The 20,483-nt window shown below is 53.3% G+C and carries 17 protein-coding genes; 9 read left to right on the forward strand and 8 right to left on the reverse strand.

All coding sequences use genetic code 11. The features are described 5' to 3' along the window. Nucleotides 1-42: 42 nt before the first annotated feature. On the reverse strand, nucleotides 43-2,709 hold the full coding sequence (mutS, locus tag ACFQ0F_RS00655; protein ID WP_379067937.1) for a DNA mismatch repair protein MutS: 2,667 nt from the start codon (nucleotides 2,707-2,709) through the stop codon (nucleotides 43-45). Nucleotides 2,710-2,808: 99 nt separating this feature from the next. Continuing rightward, nucleotides 2,809-3,810, reverse strand: a complete 1,002-nt coding sequence (locus ACFQ0F_RS00660) for an NAD(P)H-dependent flavin oxidoreductase (protein ID WP_379067940.1) — start codon at nucleotides 3,808-3,810, stop codon at nucleotides 2,809-2,811. A 255-nt stretch (nucleotides 3,811-4,065) separates the two neighbouring features. On the opposite strand from ACFQ0F_RS00660, the gene ACFQ0F_RS00665 reads away from it, so the two are divergent. Further along, nucleotides 4,066-5,229 carry an NnrS family protein gene (locus ACFQ0F_RS00665; RefSeq protein ID WP_379067943.1) on the forward strand — a complete coding sequence of 388 codons (1,164 nt, stop codon included), beginning with the start codon at nucleotides 4,066-4,068 and terminating at the stop codon, nucleotides 5,227-5,229. Between the two features lie 29 nt (nucleotides 5,230-5,258). Here the strand turns inward: ACFQ0F_RS00665 and ACFQ0F_RS00670 are convergent, their stop codons facing one another. Genes ACFQ0F_RS00670 through ACFQ0F_RS00690 form a run of 5 tightly spaced genes read right to left on the reverse strand, consistent with a single transcriptional unit; the run spans nucleotide 5,259 to nucleotide 9,917 of the window. Then, nucleotides 5,259-5,660, reverse strand: coding sequence for a DUF488 domain-containing protein (locus ACFQ0F_RS00670; protein ID WP_379067946.1), 402 nt, complete (start codon nucleotides 5,658-5,660; stop codon nucleotides 5,259-5,261). Beyond that, on the reverse strand, nucleotides 5,660-7,120 hold the full coding sequence (locus ACFQ0F_RS00675; protein WP_379067949.1) for an NAD-dependent succinate-semialdehyde dehydrogenase: 1,461 nt from the start codon (nucleotides 7,118-7,120) through the stop codon (nucleotides 5,660-5,662). The genes ACFQ0F_RS00670 and ACFQ0F_RS00675 overlap by 1 nt, the downstream gene beginning before the upstream one ends. 41 nt (nucleotides 7,121-7,161) lie before the next feature. Next, nucleotides 7,162-7,602, reverse strand: a complete 441-nt coding sequence (locus ACFQ0F_RS00680) for an acyl-CoA thioesterase (RefSeq protein ID WP_379067952.1) — start codon at nucleotides 7,600-7,602, stop codon at nucleotides 7,162-7,164. A 6-nt stretch (nucleotides 7,603-7,608) separates the two neighbouring features. Further along, nucleotides 7,609-8,760, reverse strand: a complete 1,152-nt coding sequence (locus ACFQ0F_RS00685; RefSeq protein ID WP_379067955.1) for an iron-containing alcohol dehydrogenase — start codon at nucleotides 8,758-8,760, stop codon at nucleotides 7,609-7,611. Continuing rightward, nucleotides 8,760-9,917: an iron-containing alcohol dehydrogenase gene (locus ACFQ0F_RS00690; RefSeq protein WP_379067958.1), complete on the reverse strand. Its 1,158-nt coding sequence runs from the start codon at nucleotides 9,915-9,917 to the stop codon at nucleotides 8,760-8,762. Before ACFQ0F_RS00690 ends, ACFQ0F_RS00685 begins: the two co-directional genes overlap by 1 nt. Before the next feature lie 104 nt (nucleotides 9,918-10,021). Between ACFQ0F_RS00690 and ACFQ0F_RS00695 the strand changes: the two genes are divergently transcribed. From ACFQ0F_RS00695 to csrA, 6 genes are all read left to right on the forward strand, one after another. After that, the gene (locus tag ACFQ0F_RS00695; RefSeq protein ID WP_379067961.1) at nucleotides 10,022-10,573 is read left to right on the forward strand and encodes a CinA family protein; all 552 of its coding nucleotides are present in this window, start codon (nucleotides 10,022-10,024) and stop codon (nucleotides 10,571-10,573) included. A gap of 82 nt (nucleotides 10,574-10,655) precedes the next feature. Next, nucleotides 10,656-11,705 (forward strand): recombinase RecA, encoded by a 1,050-nt coding sequence (recA, locus tag ACFQ0F_RS00700; RefSeq protein ID WP_340676180.1) that lies wholly within the window; start codon nucleotides 10,656-10,658, stop codon nucleotides 11,703-11,705. An 11-nt stretch (nucleotides 11,706-11,716) separates the two neighbouring features. Then, entirely contained in the window at nucleotides 11,717-12,217 is a 501-nt protein-coding gene (locus ACFQ0F_RS00705) for a regulatory protein RecX (protein ID WP_379067965.1), read from the forward strand. A gap of 147 nt (nucleotides 12,218-12,364) precedes the next feature. Beyond that, a complete protein-coding gene (gene alaS / locus ACFQ0F_RS00710; RefSeq protein ID WP_379067968.1) occupies nucleotides 12,365-15,010 on the forward strand; it encodes an alanine--tRNA ligase in 2,646 nt (881 codons plus the stop codon). 69 nt (nucleotides 15,011-15,079) lie between these two features. Then, nucleotides 15,080-16,309, forward strand: a complete 1,230-nt coding sequence (locus ACFQ0F_RS00715) for an aspartate kinase (protein WP_340676183.1) — start codon at nucleotides 15,080-15,082, stop codon at nucleotides 16,307-16,309. 144 nt (nucleotides 16,310-16,453) lie between these two features. Then, complete coding sequence (gene csrA / locus ACFQ0F_RS00720) at nucleotides 16,454-16,651, forward strand: carbon storage regulator CsrA (RefSeq protein WP_340676184.1); 198 nt, start codon at nucleotides 16,454-16,456, stop codon at nucleotides 16,649-16,651. Between the two features lie 16 nt (nucleotides 16,652-16,667). Here csrA and ACFQ0F_RS00725 read toward each other — a convergent pair whose 3' ends face one another. After that, entirely contained in the window at nucleotides 16,668-17,570 is a 903-nt protein-coding gene (locus tag ACFQ0F_RS00725) for an acyltransferase (RefSeq protein ID WP_340676185.1), read from the reverse strand. Between the two features lie 217 nt (nucleotides 17,571-17,787). On the opposite strand from ACFQ0F_RS00725, the gene nhaB reads away from it, so the two are divergent. Next, nucleotides 17,788-19,305, forward strand: a complete 1,518-nt coding sequence (gene nhaB / locus ACFQ0F_RS00730; RefSeq protein ID WP_340676186.1) for a sodium/proton antiporter NhaB — start codon at nucleotides 17,788-17,790, stop codon at nucleotides 19,303-19,305. Between the two features lie 4 nt (nucleotides 19,306-19,309). Then, nucleotides 19,310-20,470 carry a GNAT family N-acetyltransferase gene (locus tag ACFQ0F_RS00735; RefSeq protein WP_379067973.1) on the forward strand — a complete coding sequence of 387 codons (1,161 nt, stop codon included), beginning with the start codon at nucleotides 19,310-19,312 and terminating at the stop codon, nucleotides 20,468-20,470. Nucleotides 20,471-20,483: the final 13 nt, after the last annotated feature.

Consider the following 20,483-nt stretch of genomic DNA (forward strand, 5'->3'; position numbering starts at 1 on the left):
CATGCTGAGTAATTCTATCAGCAGCACTGATAGTGATGATGACTACAGTTGTTTTTTCAGCGCATAAATCAGCTCAAGCGCTTCACGTGGGCTCAGGCTATCTGGATCGATCTGGCGTAACGACAGCTCCACATCGCTAGGTTGGCGGGTGGCGAATAGGTCTGCTTGCGGGTTGTCGTTGCGCAGGCTGAGTTTGCGTGATGTGTTGCGCTGAGGTGTGTCGGCAGCTACGGCAGTTGGTGGTGTATCTGCCGGTGAGGCAGTTGGCGTGGCGAGGGCGGTAAGCGGTTCGCTATAGCGCAGGCTCACGCTTTGCGATTCGAGCAGAGCTAAGCGTTCACGCGCTCGGCTAATAACTTCTGCTGGCACACCCGCGAGCTGTGCGACTTGCAGGCCGTAGCTTTGGCTGGCGGGACCAGGTTTTACTGAGTGTAAAAACACCACATGGCCATCATGTTCGGCAGCGGCTAGATGCACGTTGGCGACACCTTCGAGCAAATCAGGAAGTGCCGTGAGTTCAAAATAGTGCGTGGCAAACAAGCTTAAGGAGCGGCATTGCATAGCGAGGTATTCTGCCGCCGCCCACGCCAGTGAGAGGCCGTCGAAGGTGCTAGTGCCACGGCCGATTTCATCCATGATGACTAGGCTGTGTGGTGTCGCATTATGCAAAATAGTGGCGGCTTCGGTCATCTCGACCATGAAAGTGGATCGGCCAGAGGCGAGGTCATCTGATGAGCCAATACGCGTGAAGATGCGATCGACTGGGCCAATGCTGGCAGCGCTGGCGGGCACATGGCTGCCGATATGCGCGAGCAGCACAATGAGCGCGGTTTGCCGCATATAGGTGGATTTACCGCCCATATTCGGGCCAGTGACCACCAACATACGCTGCTCGTTGTCGAGGCGAAGATCATTGGCGGTGAAAGGCTCGCTGAGTAAGCGCTCGACCACAGGGTGGCGGCCGGCCTCGATGGTAATGCCGGGTTCGTCGAGCAGTGTTGGTTTGGCCCAATTCAGCGTATCAGCGCGCTCGGCGAGACAGACTAGCGCATCTAACTCGGCTAGCGATTCGCAGAGTGCTTGCAGCGGTGTGAGTTCAAAGATGATGGCATCGAGCAAGTCTTCAAACAGCTGTTTTTCGCGTGCCAAGGCTCGGGCCGAGGCCGACAGCGCTTTATCTTCGAAGGCTTTGAGTTCGGGCGTGATGTAGCGCTCAACATTTTTCAGCGTTTGGCGGCGAATGAAATGTGCTGGCGCTTGCTCTGCGTGTAGCCGCGAGAGCTCGAAGTAATAGCCACTGACGCGGTTATAGCCAATTTTTAGTGCGGCAATGCCAGAGGCTTCACGCTCTTTTGCTTCTAGCGCGAGCAGGTAATCGCCGGCGTTTGTGCTTAAGCCACGGAGCTCATCGAGGTCAGCATCGAAGCCATCGGCAATGACGCCGCCATCGCGTAAAACTGCTGGAGGCGCTTCAACCACGGCGCGTTGTAAGAGATCTGCCAGCGCGGGTTGTGGTGCGATGTTGCCGGCTAGCGCTTGTAGGCGTGTGGATTGGCGGATGCTAAGCCATTGCGCAAAATCTGGGATGAGTGCGAGTAAATCACGCAGACGTGCCAGGTCGCGCGGGCGGGCGCTGCGCAATGCCACGCGCGAAAGTACGCGCTCGCCATCGCCCATATCAGCTAGTGGCTGGCTGAGTTCATCCCAGGCATGGTCAGCGATGAGTTCATCGATGGCTTGTTGGCGCCAGAGCAGAATTTCACGTACACGAATAGGCTGATGCAGCCAGCGTCGCAATAAGCGGCTGCCCATAGCCGAGCGAGTTTGGTCGAGAATGCCGGCCAAAGTGCTACGTGTATCGCCTGCGAGGGTATGGGTAATTTCGAGATTACGCCGTGTTGCGGCATCGAGTTGCAGTGTGTTTTTGGCATTATCGACTTGGATACCACGTAAATGCGGCAGAGCATTGCGCTGGGTTTCGCGGGCATAGACTAGCAAAGCGCCAGCGGCGGCAATGGCACTGGGCATCGCTTCGCAGCCAAAGCCCTGTAGGTCATGCACCCCGAATTGTTGGCAGAGCTGACGATGGCCGCTGTCACGATCGAAATGCCACGGTAAGCGTCCACGTAGACCGCGCTGGCCTTCGAGCTGGGCGCGCCAAGAAACATCTTCGGGGTAGAGCACTTCAGCTGCTTGGATGCGTGCGAGCTCGCCGAGCACGTGGTCAATGTCGCTGAGCTCTTGCACATTAAAGCGGCCGCTAGACATGTCTAAATACGCCAAGCCCCAGCGTTCATTTAGGCAGACTAACGCGGCGAGTAGCGTATCGCGGCGCTCATCTAAAAAAGCGTCATCGCTCACGGTGCCAGGCGTGACCACGCGCGCGACTTGGCGCTCCATTGGGCCTTTTTGTGCGCCGGCTTCGCCGACTTGCTCGCAAACCACCACTGATTCGCCGTGGCGAATGAGGCGGGCGATATAGTTTTCCGCGGCATGGTACGGAATGCCGGCCATCGCGATAGGTGCGCCAGCCGATTTGCCTCGCGCCGTTAGCGTGATGTCGAGCAGGCGTGCGGCTTTTTTGGCGTCATCGAAAAACAGCTCGTAAAAATCGCCCATGCGATAGAACACCAGCTCATTGAGGTGTTCGGCTTTGATGCGCAAATATTGTTGCATCATTGGCGTGTGTTGGGCGTTATCGCTGCTCATAGATGAAACAAGCCTAGTGTTTGCTGGCCACAAGCTAAAGGTGCGTGGCCGATGAGTGAGGGCTGGGAGGATAGCAAACCCAGCCATCAGGCACTAATGCTATGGCAGTTGATTCAAGCGTTGGGCCGCGTCTTCAGCGATTTGTTGAAAGCGCTCGGCGGCGCTGCACAGCGTAGAGATTTGGCTGCACGATTGGCCGCAATACAGCGCCATGTCGTCGAGCTTACCGGTGGCGCCAACGAGTGGCGAGTCGGTGGAAAAGATATACACCGGCTGACCATCTTGATGGCCAATTATCAGGTCGCGATCGGCACTGTCGTATTCGCCACGAGTGGCGGCATTGGCCAGTACGCGCACGGGCGCGGCCTCATGCCAGTTGCGCGCAAAAAGCGTGGTGTATATGGTTTTATCGGCTTCGGCCGCCAACACGCGCTGCTTATGATGCAGGTGAGCATTGGCCTCGTGAGTAGCTAGGAAGGCTGTGCCTAAGCTCACGCCTTGAGCGCCAAGCATCATTGCCGCCGCCACAGCTTGACCGCTTGCGATGCCGCCAGAGGCTACCACCGGCACATCACAGTGCTGAATAATTTGCGGCAATAAAGAGAGTGTTGAGGTTTGGCCACGAACATGACCGCCGGCTTCTTGGCCTTGCACGATCAATACATCAGCGCCGGCAGCTTGCGCGGCATCGGCATCGCACTGATAGCCCACTTGATGAATCACGGTTTTGCCGAGGCTTTTTAAGTAGCGAATCAAGGCCGTGTCGACTTCCCAAAACAGCACAAACGTAGACACATCTAGATCCAAGCAGGTGTCGACTTGTTCTTTCAATAGCGCTGCGTTGGTGCAGGCCGGAATTAAGTTCACGGCAAATGGCGCTTGGCTGAGTTCGCGCAATGCCAAGATCTCACTGCGGATTAATGCGGCTGGCTCGCGCACCATGCCGAGCACCCCAAAACCTCCGGCATTGCTAACGGCAGCGGCAAGCTTATGGCGCGCGACACCGCCCATACCGGCGAGCATGATCGGATACTCACAGCCTAAAATTTTCAGCAGCGGGGCGCTTCGCTGAGTCAGAGCATTTAGGCTGTGGTTTGGCATGCCTTATTCCATTGTCTGAGAGGCGTACTATAGGGTGCAAATAGTCGCCGATAGGTTGCTGAGTAAGTCGCTTTCGAGCGAGGAGGTTACCGAGGTATTCATCGGCTCGGTGGAGCCGACTTTAGGTCCGAAATAGCTGGCCTAGCAAGTCAATACAATGCTCTTCACGGGCATGGCGACTCCGAGTGCCACCATAGCTGCATTCTTCTCCAAAGAAGCATATTATTTACCTGTTTATTTTTGGAGAGTTATGCGATGTCGCTGATGAATGATCGTTTTACCGTGCTTGCGCATCCATTTCGCATCTTCTTTTTAAGCTCGGCGATTATGGCCGCCGTGCTGATTCCGCTCTGGGTGTATCTGCTCACCAGCGGGGTGAGCGCGCACTTGGCATTGCCACCGCTGCTCTGGCATCAGCACGAAATGCTGGCGGCGTTTTTATATCCAGCCATTGCCGGCTTCTTGCTCACCGCAGTCTGTAATTGGACGGGTACGCCGCCACCGGCTCGTAGTCATTTGCTCATGCTCTGGTTGGTCTGGCTTGCCGGTCGCCTAGCAATGGGCTTTGGCCAAGGTTTTGAAGTAGTGGCAGCCATCGTTGATTTGGCATTTATGCCGATGGTGGCCTGCTTTTTTGGCCTTAAAGTGTGGCGCGCCAAGCAAAAGCGCCAGCTGATTTTAGTCTGTGGCATCTGCCTTTTTTGGCTCTTGGATCTTGGCTTTCATATCACCGATCAAGTACGTTTTTTTCACGCACAAATCTTATTGGCGGGCGCATTAATTTTGGTGGTGGGCGGTCGTATTACGCCAGCATTTACCAATAATTGGTTGCGCCAAAATGTTCCACAAGCGCCGCAGATCGCTAGTCATGAGCGCTTAGATCGCATTGGCTTGATCATGGCCGTGTCGCTGGTATTGACGCAGGCCATGTTTGCCCAACTATCACCGCTTGGTGCCGTGATGGCGCTAGGCGCTGGCGTGGTGACGTTAGCTAGGTTGTGGCAATGGCGATTGTATTGGGTGAGGCAGGAGCCATTGCTTTGGGTGCTACAGCTTGGCCAACTCTGGGTTGCTATCGGTTACTTGTTGTTTGCTTGCACGGCACTGGGCTGGTTGCCAGCGAATGTGTGGCTGCATACGCTTGGTGCCGGCGCGATGGGAACGATGATTTTAGGCGTGATGACGCGAGTGTGCATGGGGCATACCGGTCGTCCGCTTAAGTTGCCGAGTGGCGGCGTATGGATTTATATCTTGGTGACAGCTGCTGTGTTGGTACGCTTAGCGGCGGCACTGAATTGGATTGCGCTGCCGCTGGGATGGTGGTTGGCAGCGGCATTATGGAGCTTGGCTTTCGGCCTATTTTTGCTGCGTTATAGCGGTATTTTGCTGGCGCCTCGCCCTGATGGAAAGATGGGATGATTTATAGGTCGCGCTAAACTACGTGCTAATTAGTGCGGAAATTGCGCGGCATAGCACACCGATGAACTTGGATCCTGCTGCTTATCCAGCGCATCCTCGAGGAAGTCAGCAAGCACGCGCGCATGGCTGGTGTCGGGGTCGCGCGCAGCAAATAGCAGAGTTATTGGGCCATCTTGCGCCATGCCGAGTAAATTCATCCAATGCGATGGTTCAGCGTTAAGCTCTTGCACATAGCGCTGACTAAACTCCTCGAAGCGCTCTGTGCGATGGCCATACCAAGTGCGCAGTGCGGTGCTGGGCGCGGCGTCTTTGCACCAGTCATCGAAAGGTAGGTCTTGCTTGCGCACACCGCGCGGCCAGAGGCGATCAACAAAAATACGACGGCCATCCTCAGGGCTAGGCTCTTCGTAAACACGTTTGATATTGACCATCAGCGATCGCTCATACCGCCTAAACATAAATACTGTGTTTCTAAGTATTCGTCGATGCCATATTTCGAGCCTTCACGGCCAAGGCCGGACTCTTTTACCCCCCCGAATGGCGCCATTTCGTTGGAAATAATGCCTTCATTGATACCTACCATGCCGTACTCCAAACGCTCGGCCACCGACCATAGTTGCTGCAAATTGCGGCCATAAAGGTAAGCGGCCAACCCCGCGCTAGTGTCGTTGGCTAGGGCTACGGCGTGGTCGGCGTCGCGGATGCGAATGAGCGGCGCAACTGGGCCAAAGCTTTCTTGCTGCGCGATGGGCATGTCGTTGCTGACGTTTAGCAGCACGGTGGGTTGATAGAAGCTGCCACCGAGTGCATGGCGTGCGCCGCCCATGGCGACATGCGCGCCAGCGGCGATGCTTTCATTGACCAGGCGTTCGACTTTATCGACGGCGGCGGCATTGATTAGCGGGCCGATGGTTGTGCCCTCGTCGGCGCCATTACCAACTACAAGCTTTGCCACGGCCGCTTGTAGTTTCTCGGCAAAGGCATCGTAGATTTTTTCATGCACCAAAAAGCGGTTGGCGCAGACACAGGTTTGCCCGGCGTTACGATATTTAGAGGCTAGCGCCCCGACAACGGCTGCATCTAAGTCAGCGTCTTCGAGCACGATAAACGGGGCATTACCGCCAAGCTCTAGCGACACGCGTTTAACCGTGTCGGCGCAGGCGGCCATGAGTTTTTTACCCACCGGCGTCGAGCCAGTGAAGGACAATTTGCGCACGATGGGGCTTTGCGTGAGCACTTCGCCAACGACAGATGCGTGAGCTGAAGTGATGATATTTAACACGCCATCAGGCAGGCCGGCTTGCTTGCCGAGCTCAGCTAAAGCCAGCGCACAAAGTGGAGTAACTCCGGCGGGTTTGACCACTGAAGTGCAGCCGACTGCAAGCGCCGGTGCGACCTTGCGTGTGATCATGGCGATGGGAAAGTTCCACGGCGTAATCGCGACAGTAACGCCGATCGGCTGCTTCAGTGCGATTAATCGGCGATCAGGTGTAGGGCCAGGAATGACATCGCCATAGGCGCGTTTGCCCTCTTCGGCAAACCACTCAATAAACGAAGCACCATAGGCGACTTCACCACGTGACTCAGCCAAAGGCTTGCCTTGCTCGGCGGTCATCAACTGCGCGAGATCTTCTTGGTTGGCCATAATGAGGTCGAACCAACGCTTGAGAATTTGGCTGCGCGTTTTCGCTGCCAGTGCTCGCCATGCTGGTAATGCGCGCTCGGCGGCCTCGATAGCTAATTGTGTTTCCGTAGCGCCCATATCGGGCACATCGGCAATGTGTTCGCCAGTGGCTGGGTTGTTGATGGCATAGGTCGCACCTGAGTTGGCCGCCTGCCATTTGCCATTGATAAAAGCGAGTTGGCGCAGCAGTGAATTACTAAATGTCATGATGCTCTCCGTAAAATAGCGCTTGCACGAGGTTTGCCAGCTCAGTGGCCTATCAGCAATGGTATGAGTGCGGCACGCGTGGCCTGTGGAATGGCAACCGATTGGCTGCTGGCGCGATCAACATAAACATGGACAAAGTGGCCAACAGCGGCTGGCGTGTCGTCGTCATTACGAAATAGGCCGATCTCATAGCGCACACTGCGTGTGCCCAAATGTGCGACTCGCACACCGGCGGTGATGGTGTCGGGAAAGGCAATGGGCGCTAAATAGTTGCAGTGAGTTTCCACCACAAAAGCGATTTCGCTGCCGTGATGTATGTCGAGCACGCCAGCATCAATCAGGTAGCGATTCACCGCGGTGTCGAAAAAGCTGTAGTAATTAACGTTGTTCACATGGCCGTAAATATCGTTGTCCATCCATCGTGTGGGCATGCTCAGAAAATGCTTGAACGTGTCGCGGTTGTTGAGTTTTAGGTCTTTCATTAGGGCTTAATACACCGACTGATAAATCGCGAGGGCGTCAGCTAATGTGACCTCGCGCGGGTTATTGATGAGCAAGCGCTGTACAGCCATGGCATCTTGCGCCAATAGCGGCAGGTCGGCCTCGTGCACGCCATTGCCGCTAAGCGTTTGGGCAAATGGCATCTCGGCGACTAATGCAGTCATGCGCTCAATAAAGGCTAGTGAGGCTACTTGGTCGTCGCTGCTGGCTTGAATATTTAGCGCGCGCTCTAGCTCTGCATACAGCATGGCGGCAGCAGGTTGGTTAAAGCGCAGCACGGGGCTGAGCACTAGTGCGTTGGTTAGGCCGTGCGGCAAGTGATAGCGCCCGCCGAGTGGATAGGCCAGTGCATGCACGGCAGCTACCGGCGCGTTGGCGAAGGCCATGCCGGCGAAAAGCGAACCCATGAGCATGGCTTCACGCGCATCGGCATTTTTCGGCTCAGCGAGCACGGTACGGATATTGTCGTGCAGGGCTTTTAAGGCCTGCAGCGCGAGCGCATCCGATAGGGGGTTTTTCTTGTGACGACTGGTGTAGGCCTCGATCGCGTGCACCATGGCGTCAATGCCGGTTGCTGCGGTGATGGCTGGCGGCAGGCCTAGCGTTAGCGTGCTGTCGAGCACAGCAATATCGGGGTAGAGAGCGCTTGAAACAACGCCTTTTTTCTCATCATTAGGCGTGGTCAAAATGCTAATTGGCGTGACTTCTGAGCCTGTGCCAGCGGTGGTCGGTACTTGAATTAATGGCAGACGCGGGCCACGTGCGATATCGACGCCATAAATGCTTGGGATGTCTTGCGGTGTGCGCACTAACAGCGCCACTAATTTCGCCGTATCCATGGCACTGCCACCGCCAAAGCCAATCACTGCATCGGCCCCACTGGCGATAGCTTGAGCTACCGCTGCTTGCACGCTAGCCTCGGGTGGGTCGGCCAACACATCGGTATATAAAGTGTGCTTTAACTTTTGAGCCCCTAGGCCTGCGAGTAGCGACTTTGTTAGTCCGCTATTGTGCAAAAACGCATCGGTGACGATAAACACATGGCTGGCGCCTAAGCCCTTCGCTAGCTCACCAATTCGTGCTGCACTGCCTTGCTCGCAAACAATGCGAGGGCTGGTTTCGAAATTAAAACTGGCCATTACAGCGCGGCCTCTAAGACCTTGCGGCTAACCTCAGGCGTGATGGTTTGACGCTCACCGAGCTTGACCATGCCGTGCGCTTTTAGCTGCTCAATAATGGTGTCGATGTGCTGCTCGCCAAGGCCATAAGCACTAAGTGTGGTGCCCACGCCTAGGCGTTCGAAAAACTCTCGGGTGCGCTCAATGGCGGCACTGATGCGCTCATTTGGCGTACCAAAGTTGATGCCCCAAATGCGTTCGGCGTACTGCACCAATTTGTCTTGCTTGGCTTCGCGCTGGATGTCGAGCATGGCCGGCAGCACTACCGCCAGAGTTTGCGCGTGATCGAGGCCGTGCAGTGCGGTGAGTTCGTGGCCGATCATATGCGTCGACCAGTCCTGCGGCACACCAGCACCAATTAGACCGTTCAAGGCTTGGCTGGCGGCCCACATCAGGTTGGCGCGTACATCGACATTGTCGGGCTCGCTAAATGCACGTGGGCCATCCTCGATGAGCGTAAGTAAAATGCCCTCGGCGAAACGGTCTTGAATTTTGCCATCGACGGGATAAGTCAGATATTGCTCAACAACATGAACGAAAGCATCGACTACGCCGTTGCCAACTTGGCGCTTCGGCAGCGTTAGGGTTTTGCTTGGATCCATGACAGCGAATTGTGGAAACAGTAGCGGGCTGCTAAAGGCCATTTTGCTATGCGTGGCGCGAATGGTGACCACCGCGCCGTTATTGGTCTCGGAGCCAGTGGCAGCTAGTGTGACGACCACACCAAGTGGGAGCGCTTGCTTAACCGAGCGGCCACGACTGGTTAAGATGTCCATGGTTTCGCCATCGTGATGAATGGCGGCGGCGATGAATTTGCTGCCATCCATGACCGAGCCGCCGCCGACAGCGACGATATAGTCTGCTTGTTCGCTGCGGCCAAGCTCAACGGCCTGCATTAAGGTCTCAAAACTGGGATTGGGTTCGATTCCGCCGAACTCGATAATATGGCGATCGCCCAGCGCTGCTTTGACTTCATCTAGCGTGCCGGTAGTTTTCACGCTACCGCCGCCGTAAGTCACTAGCACGCGAGCATTGGCGGGCACTTCCTTGCTCATTTGGGCAATCATGCCAGCGCCAAAAAGAACTTTAACGGGGTTGCGGTAGCTGAAATTAAGCATATAAAAAACCTCGGTTGGACATCGCGACAGTGCAAAATGACGTCTACACTGAGGCAGAGACAGCAGAAAAAGCATGTCTTCGAGCATACTGTTTTGGAGCTTAAATGTCTTATTTGATCAGCCCTTATGCCGCTATCGATGAAGGAGATAACACACTCATCATTGCTGCTGCTCATGTGCTAGGTGCAACATTACTGACGCATGGCTTGCGTGTGAGCACCGTCGAATCTTGTACTGGCGGCGGTATTGCGCAGGCCATTACTGAGGTTGCAGGCAGCTCGGCGTGGTTCGATATGGGCTGGGTGACATACAGCAATGCCGCGAAGACTCAGCTCGTCGGCGTGCCAGCAGAGCTTATTGCTCAGCATGGCGCTGTTAGTGAGGCGGTCGTTCGTGCAATGGCTGAAGGCGCTCGACAGGCATCTGGCGCATCGTGGGCGGTCGCGGTTAGCGGCGTCGCAGGCCCTAGTGGTGGCCTGCCCGAAAAGCCAGTTGGTTTGGTTTGGATGGCTTGGGCAGGGCCGCAGGGCACAGTGGCTGAGCATAGTTACTGGCCAGCTTCGCGTGCAGTGGTGCGCTGTCAAACCGTCTATCGGGCATTGAGTCAATTAAATACATTGCTGTTGGCTAGCGCAGGGCATGCCCCTGTGCCATAATACTGTACGAAAGGACAGCAGTGACGTATGGTCGCTGCTTCACACATTTTTCAATGCGCGTTAAGTGCGAGGGTTGAGCCTTATGAATGACAATAAACAAAAAGCGTTGGGTGCAGCACTAGCTCAGATTGAAAAGCAATTTGGCAAAGGTTCAGTGATGCGCTTGGGCGATCAACCGGCGAGTGGTGCCATCCCTGCCATTTCTACCGGTTCGCTGGGCTTAGATATTGCCCTAGGCATTGGTGGTTTACCGAAAGGCCGTATTGTTGAAATTTATGGCCCAGAGTCATCGGGTAAAACTACGCTCACATTGCAAGTCATTGCGGCCTGTCAGCGTGCTGGTGGTACCGCTGCATTTATCGATGCCGAGCATGCTCTCGACCCGCAATACGCTGGCAAGTTAGGTGTAGATATTGAGAATTTACTGGTATCACAACCAGATACCGGTGAGCAGGCATTGGAAATTGCCGATATGTTGGTGCGCTCTAACTCAGTCGACATCATCGTCATTGACTCAGTGGCTGCATTAACACCTCGCGCTGAAATTGAAGGTGAAATGGGCGATACACACGTCGGTCTGCAAGCTCGTTTGATGTCGCAGGCGCTGCGTAAAATCACCGGCAACATCAAGCGCTCTAACTGTTTAGTTATCTTCATTAACCAAATTCGTATGAAAATTGGCGTTATGTTTGGCAGCCCAGAAACCACTACCGGCGGCAATGCGTTGAAGTTCTATGCTTCGGTACGCTTGGATATTCGCCGTATTGGCGCAGTGAAAGAAGGTGAAGAGATTGTTGGTTCTGAAACTCGTGTGAAGGTGGTCAAAAACAAAGTGGCACCACCCTTTAAGCAGGCTGAATTCCAGATTCTCTATGGCCAGGGTATTAACCGCCAAGGCGAAATTGTTGACCTAGGCGTGAAGCTCGGGCTGATCGATAAAGCTGGCGCTTGGTATGCCTATCAGGGCAATAAAATTGGTCAAGGCAAAAGCAATGCCTGCAATTTCTTAAATGAAAATCCCAAAATCACCAAAGAGATTGAAGATCAGATTCGTGATCAGCTCATTGGTCCAGTTGGGGCATTGCCCGATGATGTAGATGAGCCGGATGCGCTAGAGCTAGCCGACCTTTAAGGCGATTAGTGGTGGCAGGCTTCGGATTTCGGCGCGGTGGCAAGTCAGCAATTGATGAGCCGCTTAGCGCTGAGCAAGTCTGGAGTCGCCTACTTGCTTGGCAAACACGCCGCGAGCACACGCAGCATGAGCTCAAAGCAAAGCTGTCGCAGCTAGGCGTAACGAGTGAGTTGGCTGAGCAATCGCTGGCTAAACTTGTAGATTACGGCTTACAAGATGATGACCGTTGTGCAGAGGGCATCGTGCGCGGTCAGTTGCAGCGCGGCCGTGGTCGTCGAGCCATTGCTCAGCGTTTGCAGCAAAAGGGCTTGGCTGCTGAGCATCCAGCCTTGGATGAGCAAACAGAGAATCTCGATTGGGTAAAAGAGGCAGCCACACTGCTGCAGCGTCGTTTTGGCGATACACCAATCGACGACCTCAAGGCTCAAGCCAAACGCGTACGTTTTCTGCAATATCGTGGCTTCAGTTTGACGCAGGCAATTGAAGCTATGAAGTCTCTCAAATCAAATTAATTTAGCTCTAAGTAGGCCTCAAACGTCGGATTAGCTGCGAACAGTTGCGAACTCGCGCTATAATTGCGGGTTATTTGCGATAACGTATTTGCCTATTTTCGTAAGTAGAGATAGGTATTGTTGTCATTGACTGGTTCGGAGCGGTAGATGAAAAGCGCTGATATTCGCGAAGCATTCTTGCGATTTTTTGAGCAAAAAGGGCATACCCGTGTGGCATCAAGCTCTTTGGTGCCAGCAGATGACCCGACTTTGCTATTTACCAATGCCGGTATGAACCAGTTTAAAGAGTGCTTTTTAGGCATTGATAAGCGCAGCTATACACGTGCAGTTTCCTCGCAAAAGTGCGTGCGAGCTGGCGGCAAACATAATGATTTAGAAAATGTCGGCTACACCGCGCGCCACCACACATTTTTCGAAATGCTCGGTAACTTCAGCTTCGGTGACTATTTCAAGCGCGACGCCATCCACTACGCATGGGAATTTCTCACCTCTGCTGACTGGCTGAATATTTCAAAAGATAAGCTCACCGTTACGGTCTACGCCAGCGACGATGAAGCCTATGCTATTTGGCAGAATGAGATTGGCGTTCCAGCTGAGCGCATCATTCGCATTGGTGATAACAAGGGCGCGCCTTATGCCTCAGATAACTTCTGGGCCATGGGTGACACGGGTCCATGCGGCCCCTGCAGTGAGATTTTCTATGATCACGGCGCTGATATTCCAGGTGGCCCACCAGGCTCGCCCGATGAAGATGGCGATCGTTTCATTGAGATCTGGAATAACGTCTTTATGCAATTTAACCGCACCGCCGATGGTGTCATGCATCCTTTGCCGGCGCCCAGCGTCGACACCGGCATGGGCTTGGAGCGTATTTCAGCGGTTATGCAGCATGTGCATGCAAACTACGAGATTGACCTGTTTCAATCACTATTAAGTGCTTCGGCCAACGCGATTGGCTGCGAAAACACTAATCAATCATCATTAAAAGTGGTTGCGGACCATATTCGCTCATGCGCATTTTTAGTGGCCGATGGTGTGTTGCCATCAAACGAAGGTCGCGGCTATGTCTTGCGCCGCATCATTCGTCGCGCCTGCCGCCATGGCAATAAATTAGGCGCCGAAGGCCCGTTTTTCTCACGCATTGTGTCTGCTTTAGTGGGGGAGATGGGTGCTGCTTACCCTCAGTTGAAAGCGCAACAAGACGAAATAGCCCGTGTGTTGCTAGCAGAAGAAGAGCAATTTGCCCGCACATTAACGCAGGGCTTACGCATTTTAGATGCTGATTTGGCTGACTTAGTAGGCACGGAAATCCCAGGTGCCACAGTGTTTCGCCTCTATGATACCTACGGCTTTCCGGTCGACTTAACAGCAGACATCGCTCGCGAGCGCGACCTAAGCCTCGACATGGATGGCTTTGAGCAAGAAATGCAGGCCCAGCGCGAGCGCGCCCGCGCTAGCTCACGCTTCGATGTCGACTATAACGCTGTCATTACGCTCGATGGCGCCACGCAATTTATTGGCTATGAACACGCTGCAAGCACAGTGCTTGTTCGAGCCATATATCGCGATGGCCAGCGCATAAATGAAGCTAACGTCGGCGATAAAGTAGCTATCATTCTAGATAAAACGCCATTTTACGCAGAGTCTGGCGGTCAAATCGGTGATTCCGGAACACTTCAGGCCCATGGCTTACGTGTAGACATCAGCGATACACAAAAAAGTGGTTCACATCATGTGCATCAAGCCATTGTTAGCGAAGGTGTATTGAAAGAAGGCCAGCCAGCCGAAGCAGAAGTAAACAGCGATATCCGGCGCTCAACCGCACGTAACCACTCAGCTACACATTTGCTGCATGCCGCTCTTCGCGAGCTACTCGGCGATCATGTGCAGCAAAAGGGTTCTTTGGTAACCGCTGACTATTTACGCTTTGATTTCTCGCACTCCGAGGCCGTAAGTCCAGAGCAGCTGCGTGCGTTGGAGTCTAGGGTTAATGGTCAAGTCTTAGGTAATACCGCGGTGCAAACCGAGTTGACCGATATCGATACCGCGCGCACTCGCGGCGCAATGGCCTTATTTGGCGAAAAATATGGCGATGTCGTGCGTGTATTGAGCATGGGTGAGGCCAATTTTTCGGTTGAGCTTTGTGGTGGCACGCACGTTAAGCGTACTGGCGATATCGGCGTTTTACGCATTACCAGTGAGTCGGGTGTGGCGGCCGGTGTACGTCGGATTGAAGCGCGTACTGGCTTAGGTGCTTTAGCATGGCTAAATCAAGGCGAGCAAACGCTGTCGGAGCTTTCAAGCTTAGTTAAAGCCAATCGCGACTCAGTTACAGCAAAAGTGCAGCAGCTACTTGATCGTCAGCGTGAATTGGAAAAAGGCATTGATCAATTAAAGTCAAAAATGGCTGCAGCTGCTGGTGCCGATTTAGCCAAGCAAGCGACAACGATAGCCGGTGTGCCTTTATTGGCCGCTCGACTCGATGGCGTTGATGCTAAGGCTTTACGTGAAAATGCCGAACGCCTGCGTAATCAGCTAGGTGATGCCGTAGTATTGCTGGCCAGCGTTGTCGATGACAAAGTTAGCTTAGTAGCCATGGTGAGCAAGCCATTAACCGCGCGAATTAAAGCCGGCGATGTGGTCAGCTATGTCGCGCAGCAAGTTGGCGGCAAGGGTGGTGGGCGCCCCGATATGGCAATGGCCGGTGGCACACAACCCGAGCATCTAGACAGTGCTTTAAGCTCATTAGCAGCGTTTGTAGAGGCACAATTGAGCTCTAGCATTAAGGCCTAAGCGAGCACTTAATTTAGCAATACCTGGCCGTTTGCATAAGCGGTCAGTTGAGACGATGAGAGAAATACTATGGGAATAATGGTACAAAAGTATGGTGGTACATCGGTAGCCAACCCTGAGCGCATTGAGGCAGTTGCCGATCGTGTGAAGCGTTGGCATGACCAAGGCCATCAGGTAGTAGTCGTATTGTCGGCAATGAGTGGCGAAACTAATCGCCTGATCGCTTTAGCGAAAGCCATTACCGACGAGCCAACACCGCGCGAAATGGATGTCATGCTCTCCACTGGCGAGCAAGTCACTATCGCTTTATTGGCGATGGCGCTGATCAAGCGTGGTATCGACGCTAGATCATATACTGGCACGCAAGTGGCAATCCGAACTGATAGCGCCCATACCAAAGCGCGCATTGAAGCGATTGACGACGCGCGCATCCGCGCTGATCTTGATGCCGGTCGTGTTGTTGTTGTCGCCGGTTTCCAAGGTGTTGATGCCGATGGCAATATCACCACCTTAGGGCGTGGCGGTTCAGACACAACTGGTGTGGCATTAGCGGCTGCTTTAGGCGCCGATGAATGTCAGATTTATACCGATGTTGATGGTGTTTACACCACCGACCCTCGCGTGGTGCCACAAGCGCGCCGCCTCACCACCGTGACCTTTGAGGAAATGTTGGAGATGGCCTCGCAGGGCTCGAAAGTGTTACAAATCCGTGCCGTTGAGTTTGCCGGCAAATACAATGTTCCCTTGCGCGTTTTGTCGAGCTTTGGCGAAGGCGAAGGAACTTTAATTACAGTTGATCATGCAGAGGACGATATGGAAAAGCCCGTCATTTCCGGGATTGCCTTTAACCGCGATGAAGCCAAACTTACCGTGCGCGGTGTGCCCGATACCCCAGGGATTGCTTCACGCATTTTGAGCCCAATTGGCGATGCAAATATCGAAATCGACATGATTTTGCAGAACGTATCAGCTGATGGCAGCACCGATTTCACCTTTACCGTGGCGCATGGCGACTTGAAAAAAGCCATGGCTGTGCTCGAAAAAGTCGCGAAAGACGTTTCAGCACGTGAGATCGTGGCAAATGGCAATATCGCTAAAGTGTCATTAGTGGGTGTTGGCATGCGCTCGCACGCTGGCGTGGCTAGCAAAATGTTTTCAGTGCTAGCGAAAGAAAATATCAATATCCAAATGATTTCGACCTCGGAAATTAAAATTGCCGTGGTAATTGACGAAAAATATTTGGAACTGGCCGTACGCTCTTTGCATTCGGCCTTTGATTTAGACGCGCCAGCGCCTTAAGCTACGCGTCTGTAAATGGCTTTGCGAGTTGTGTCACTGGGCGAGGGAGTGTCCCCAAGATATTACAATTGAGGCGTTACCCCTCGCAGCCAAATATTCATGGCCTATGCCTGTGCGCTAGGCCAAAACTTTGGAGTGGTGAACATGTTAATTTTAACAAGACGAGTGGGTGAGACCCTCATGGTCGGTGACGAGGTCACCGTGACCGTGCTCGGCGTTAAGGGCAACCAAGTCCGTATTGGCGTAAATGCACCGAAGGATGTCGCTGTGCATCGCGAAGAGATCTATCAACGTATTCAGCAAGAGAAGCCCATCGACGACTCTGTCGCCGACGAGCAATAAGGCAAAAAGCGAGTGTTTAGCGTGTGGAACTTTCTAAAAGCGCGCTGATCCTCGCGTCTTTCTCTGCCCAGAGTGATGCTATCCAACGATGATAGCGACCACGAAACTGGGCATCAGACTCGTAGTCACCGTCGTAAAATTCGCTAGGGATAGTGATTTCACGAACATCAACGATTACGCGTCGCACATCACCGCAGAGAAACTCCCAAAAACCCACAGAGCCATCAGGATAAACAATCGTGATGTCTAGTAGGGCGTTAAGGCGTTCGCCAAAAGCCGATGTAGCAAAGGCAAAGCCACCTGACTTAGGTTTCAATAAGTGTTGGTATGGTGAGTTCTGGGCGGCATGCTTTTTCTCGGTGAAGCGCGTGCCTTCTAAAAAATTCAACACCATCACGGGTAAGTCTTTGAACTTCTCGCAAGCTCGTCGCGTAGTTTCCATGTCCTTACCTTTAAGGGCTGGATTTTTAGCGAGCTGATCGCGCGTGTGGCGCTTCATAAATGGATAGTCCAAGCCCCACCAAGCTAGGCCCAAGAGTGGTACCCATATCAGCTCCTGCTTTAAAAAAAACTTAAAGAATGGGGCTTTATAGCCAAAGGCGCGCATCAAGACAAAAATGTCATTCCAGGATTGATGGTTGGCGCAGGCCAGATACTGGCCGCGGCGATTGAGATTGGCGGGTAGGCGAATGTCCCAGTCGATGCGCATGAGGTGGTTGGCGATCTGGCTATTACAGGCGGCCCATGTTTGTGCGAGTAAAGACATGACATCCGATATCACCAGACGCACGGATTTGATGGGCAGAATGAGCTTCAGTATCACCAAAATATAGAGCTGCGACACCCAGAACACAGTATTGGTGAGCAATAGAATGGCCATAATAAGGCCATGAAGCGGGCGTGGTAGAAAAGAAATCATAGTTGGGCTCTGAAAAGGCAGTTGCTAAAGTGTGCCATTACAGGTGTGCATAGCAAGTATTTTGAGCACAGTTCTTGTGGATAGGTTTTTTGCCCTGCCGTTAGCACCCAAGTCGTGCTAGTTTTCCATGCCGCCAACGGAGCCCTCGCTTAGGGTCACTTTGCGGTGGCGCGAAAGCTTGCGTAATCGTTAGCGCTCAAACAATAAGAGAACCATCATGTCCAAGCCATTTACTCACGCCTTAATGCGTAACTTTTTAGGTCACTCGCCACTTTGGTATAAATGGACCATTCTCACTTTTTTAGCGATTAACCCGGTACTCATGTGGGCGCTTGGCACCTATATAACGGGTTGGATAATTGTCGCTGAGTTTATTTTTACGCTAGCGATGGCGCTGAAATGTTATCCATTGCAGCCTGGTGGGCTACTGGCTATTGAGTCGGTGCTGATTGGGATGACGACCTCCGACACCGTGTATGCAGAGGTGTCGCATAACCTGCCGGTCATCTTGCTGCTGATGTTCATGGTGGCGGGCATTTACTTCATGCGCGACTTATTGCTTGTGATGTTTACTAAGCTCTTGGTTGAAGTGCGCTCGAAGGTGCTTTTGTCGCTGATGTTTAGTTTGGTCGCAGCTTTGCTGTCGGCATTTTTGGATGCACTCACCGTGACCGCTGTGATTATCAGCGTGGCGGTCGGTTTTTATGGCGTCTATCACCGCGTGGCTTCTGGCAAAACATCGCAACAAGAGCATGAGCTCCACGACTCCAGTGACGACGCTGAAGTGGAGCTACACCGGAGTGACCTCAAGCGTTTTCGCGGCTTTCTGCGCAGCTTGCTGATGCATGCGGCAGTGGGTACTGCGCTGGGCGGTGTTTGCACCATGGTTGGCGAGCCGCAAAACTTATTGATTGCCAAGGTTGTGGGCTGGGACTTTATTACCTTCTTCCTAGTTATGGCGCCAGTGACTATGCCGGTATTGGTTGCCGGTCTATTAACTTGTGTAGTGCTGGAGAAAACTCGCTGGTTTGGCTATGGCGAAACACTGCCTGATGCTGTGCGTGATGTGCTCTCAGACTTTGCCAAGCGCGAGCAGTCACGCCGTGGCAGGCAGCAGCAGGCGGCGCTTATCATCCAAGCCATTGCCGCTGTGATTTTGGTCTTAGGCTTAGCTTTTCATGTCGCAGAAGTAGGTTTGATTGGCCTGCTGATCATTATTCTAATCACAGCATTTAATGGCGTAACAGACGAGCATCAAATCGGTAAAGCATTCGCTGAAGCGCTGCCATTTACGTCATTGCTGGTGGTGTTCTTTGTCATCGTTGGCGTTATTCACGATCAGCATTTATTCACACCAATCATCAATGCTGTGTTGTCGATGCCGAAAGATATTCAGCCAGCGATGTTCTTCTTAGCGAATGGATTATTGTCGGCAATTAGCGATAACGTCTTTGTTGCCACGGTGTATATCGGCGAAGTGAAATCGGCGCTAGATCAGGGCAGCATTACGCAAGCCCATTTTGAGCACTTGGCGATTGCCATCAATGCTGGCACTAATATTCCCAGTGTGGCTACGCCCAACGGTCAGGCCGCGTTTTTGTTCTTGCTGACTTCGGCGATTGCGCCTTTGGTGCGTCTGTCCTATGGTCGCATGGTGATCATGGCGCTGCCATACACCATCGTCATGAGCAGCGTTGGTTTGATCGCGATGATCTTGTTCACTGGCAACTCCTGAAGACGTGTCGGATAAAGCATCGGAGAAGGTTTCAGAAGGGCAACTACGCACACTGGCGAGCTTGCGCGAGGTTACCGCCAGTGATTGGGATGCTTTATTTGATGGCTCTCAGCCATTTCTGAAGCATGGTTTTCTTAGCAGCCTAGAAGATAGCGGCTCGGTCTCAGCCGCTGTTGGTTGGCAGCCGGCGCATCAGCTACTCATTGGCGATGACGGTGTGCCGCTGGCTGCTGCGCCGAGCTATATAAAAAGTCATTCGCGTGGCGAATATGTGTTTGATTCGGGTTGGGCCGATGCCTGCCATCGTGCCGGCATCGCGTATTACCCCAAGCTACTCACCGGCATTCCATTTTCCCCAGTGACGGGCGCGCGTTTTGGCGGCTCACTCGTGCATCAGCAAGCGCTGATCTCTGCTATTCAGCAGCGTGTGGAGAGTGAGGCTTTATCGAGCTGGCACATCAACTTCACATCAACTGAGCAGACGCTTTTGCTTGATGAGTCGCCGAATTTACTGGCCCGCGAAGGCGTGCAGTTTCATTGGCAAAATCCTGGCTGGCGTGACCTGCAAGACTATCTAGATGCATTGCGATCATCGAAGCGAAAGAAGTTTCGCCATGAAATAAACGCTGTCAGCCGAGCAGGCATTAGTTATGACTGCCTGCAGGGCCATGAGCTGAGCGAGGCGCAGTGGGATTTTGTCTACGCTTGTTATAGCAATACCTATCACGAGCGTGGCCAGCAGCAGTATTTGACGCGGGCATTTTTCAGTCTACTAGCAGAACGTTTGCCGCAAGCTATTCGTGTTTTGATTGCTAAGCGTGGTGATAAGCCGGTAGCAATGGCGTTTTACTTAGTTGGCCGCGACAGCTTGTTTGGCCGTTATTGGGGCGCGCTGGAGCCAATTGATTCGCTGCATTTCGACGCCTGTTTTTATCAGGGCATGCAGTTAGCGATGCGCGAAGGCTTATCGCACTTCGACGCCGGCGCTCAGGGCGAGCACAAGCTATTGCGCGGGTTTAGACCGGTGATTACGCACTCATGGCATCAACTCAAACACCCTGGCCTTCGCGAGGCGGTGGCAAGCTTTGTGCGCGATGAGGCGGTGAGTGTTCGAGCCTATGCGCTCGATGCTGAGCAGCATTTGCCGTATCGAAAAGAAGACTAGCCTGCGAGGCATG

Origin of the sequence: Paraperlucidibaca wandonensis (genome assembly GCF_042677145.1) — a bacterium.
In the GTDB taxonomy this organism is placed as follows: domain Bacteria; phylum Pseudomonadota; class Gammaproteobacteria; order Pseudomonadales; family Moraxellaceae; genus Perlucidibaca; species Perlucidibaca wandonensis.

Bases quoted from the DNA above. Each gene is read 5' to 3' on its own strand.
- mutS (WP_379067937.1), bottom strand. From the start codon at position 2,709: ATGAGCAGCGATAACGCCCAACACACGCCAATGATGCAACAATATTTG.
- ACFQ0F_RS00660 (WP_379067940.1), bottom strand. From the start codon at position 3,810: ATGCCAAACCACAGCCTAAATGCTCTGACTCAGCGAAGCGCCCCGCTG.
- ACFQ0F_RS00665 (WP_379067943.1), top strand. From the start codon at position 4,066: ATGTCGCTGATGAATGATCGTTTTACCGTGCTTGCGCATCCATTTCGC.
- ACFQ0F_RS00670 (WP_379067946.1), bottom strand. From the start codon at position 5,660: ATGGTCAATATCAAACGTGTTTACGAAGAGCCTAGCCCTGAGGATGGC.
- ACFQ0F_RS00675 (WP_379067949.1), bottom strand. From the start codon at position 7,120: ATGACATTTAGTAATTCACTGCTGCGCCAACTCGCTTTTATCAATGGC.
- ACFQ0F_RS00680 (WP_379067952.1), bottom strand. From the start codon at position 7,602: ATGAAAGACCTAAAACTCAACAACCGCGACACGTTCAAGCATTTTCTG.
- ACFQ0F_RS00685 (WP_379067955.1), bottom strand. From the start codon at position 8,760: ATGGCCAGTTTTAATTTCGAAACCAGCCCTCGCATTGTTTGCGAGCAA.
- ACFQ0F_RS00690 (WP_379067958.1), bottom strand. From the start codon at position 9,917: ATGCTTAATTTCAGCTACCGCAACCCCGTTAAAGTTCTTTTTGGCGCT.
- ACFQ0F_RS00695 (WP_379067961.1), top strand. From the start codon at position 10,022: ATGTCTTATTTGATCAGCCCTTATGCCGCTATCGATGAAGGAGATAAC.
- recA (WP_340676180.1), top strand. From the start codon at position 10,656: ATGAATGACAATAAACAAAAAGCGTTGGGTGCAGCACTAGCTCAGATT.
- alaS (WP_379067968.1), top strand. From the start codon at position 12,365: ATGAAAAGCGCTGATATTCGCGAAGCATTCTTGCGATTTTTTGAGCAA.
- ACFQ0F_RS00715 (WP_340676183.1), top strand. From the start codon at position 15,080: ATGGGAATAATGGTACAAAAGTATGGTGGTACATCGGTAGCCAACCCT.
- csrA (WP_340676184.1), top strand. From the start codon at position 16,454: ATGTTAATTTTAACAAGACGAGTGGGTGAGACCCTCATGGTCGGTGAC.
- ACFQ0F_RS00725 (WP_340676185.1), bottom strand. From the start codon at position 17,570: ATGATTTCTTTTCTACCACGCCCGCTTCATGGCCTTATTATGGCCATT.
- nhaB (WP_340676186.1), top strand. From the start codon at position 17,788: ATGTCCAAGCCATTTACTCACGCCTTAATGCGTAACTTTTTAGGTCAC.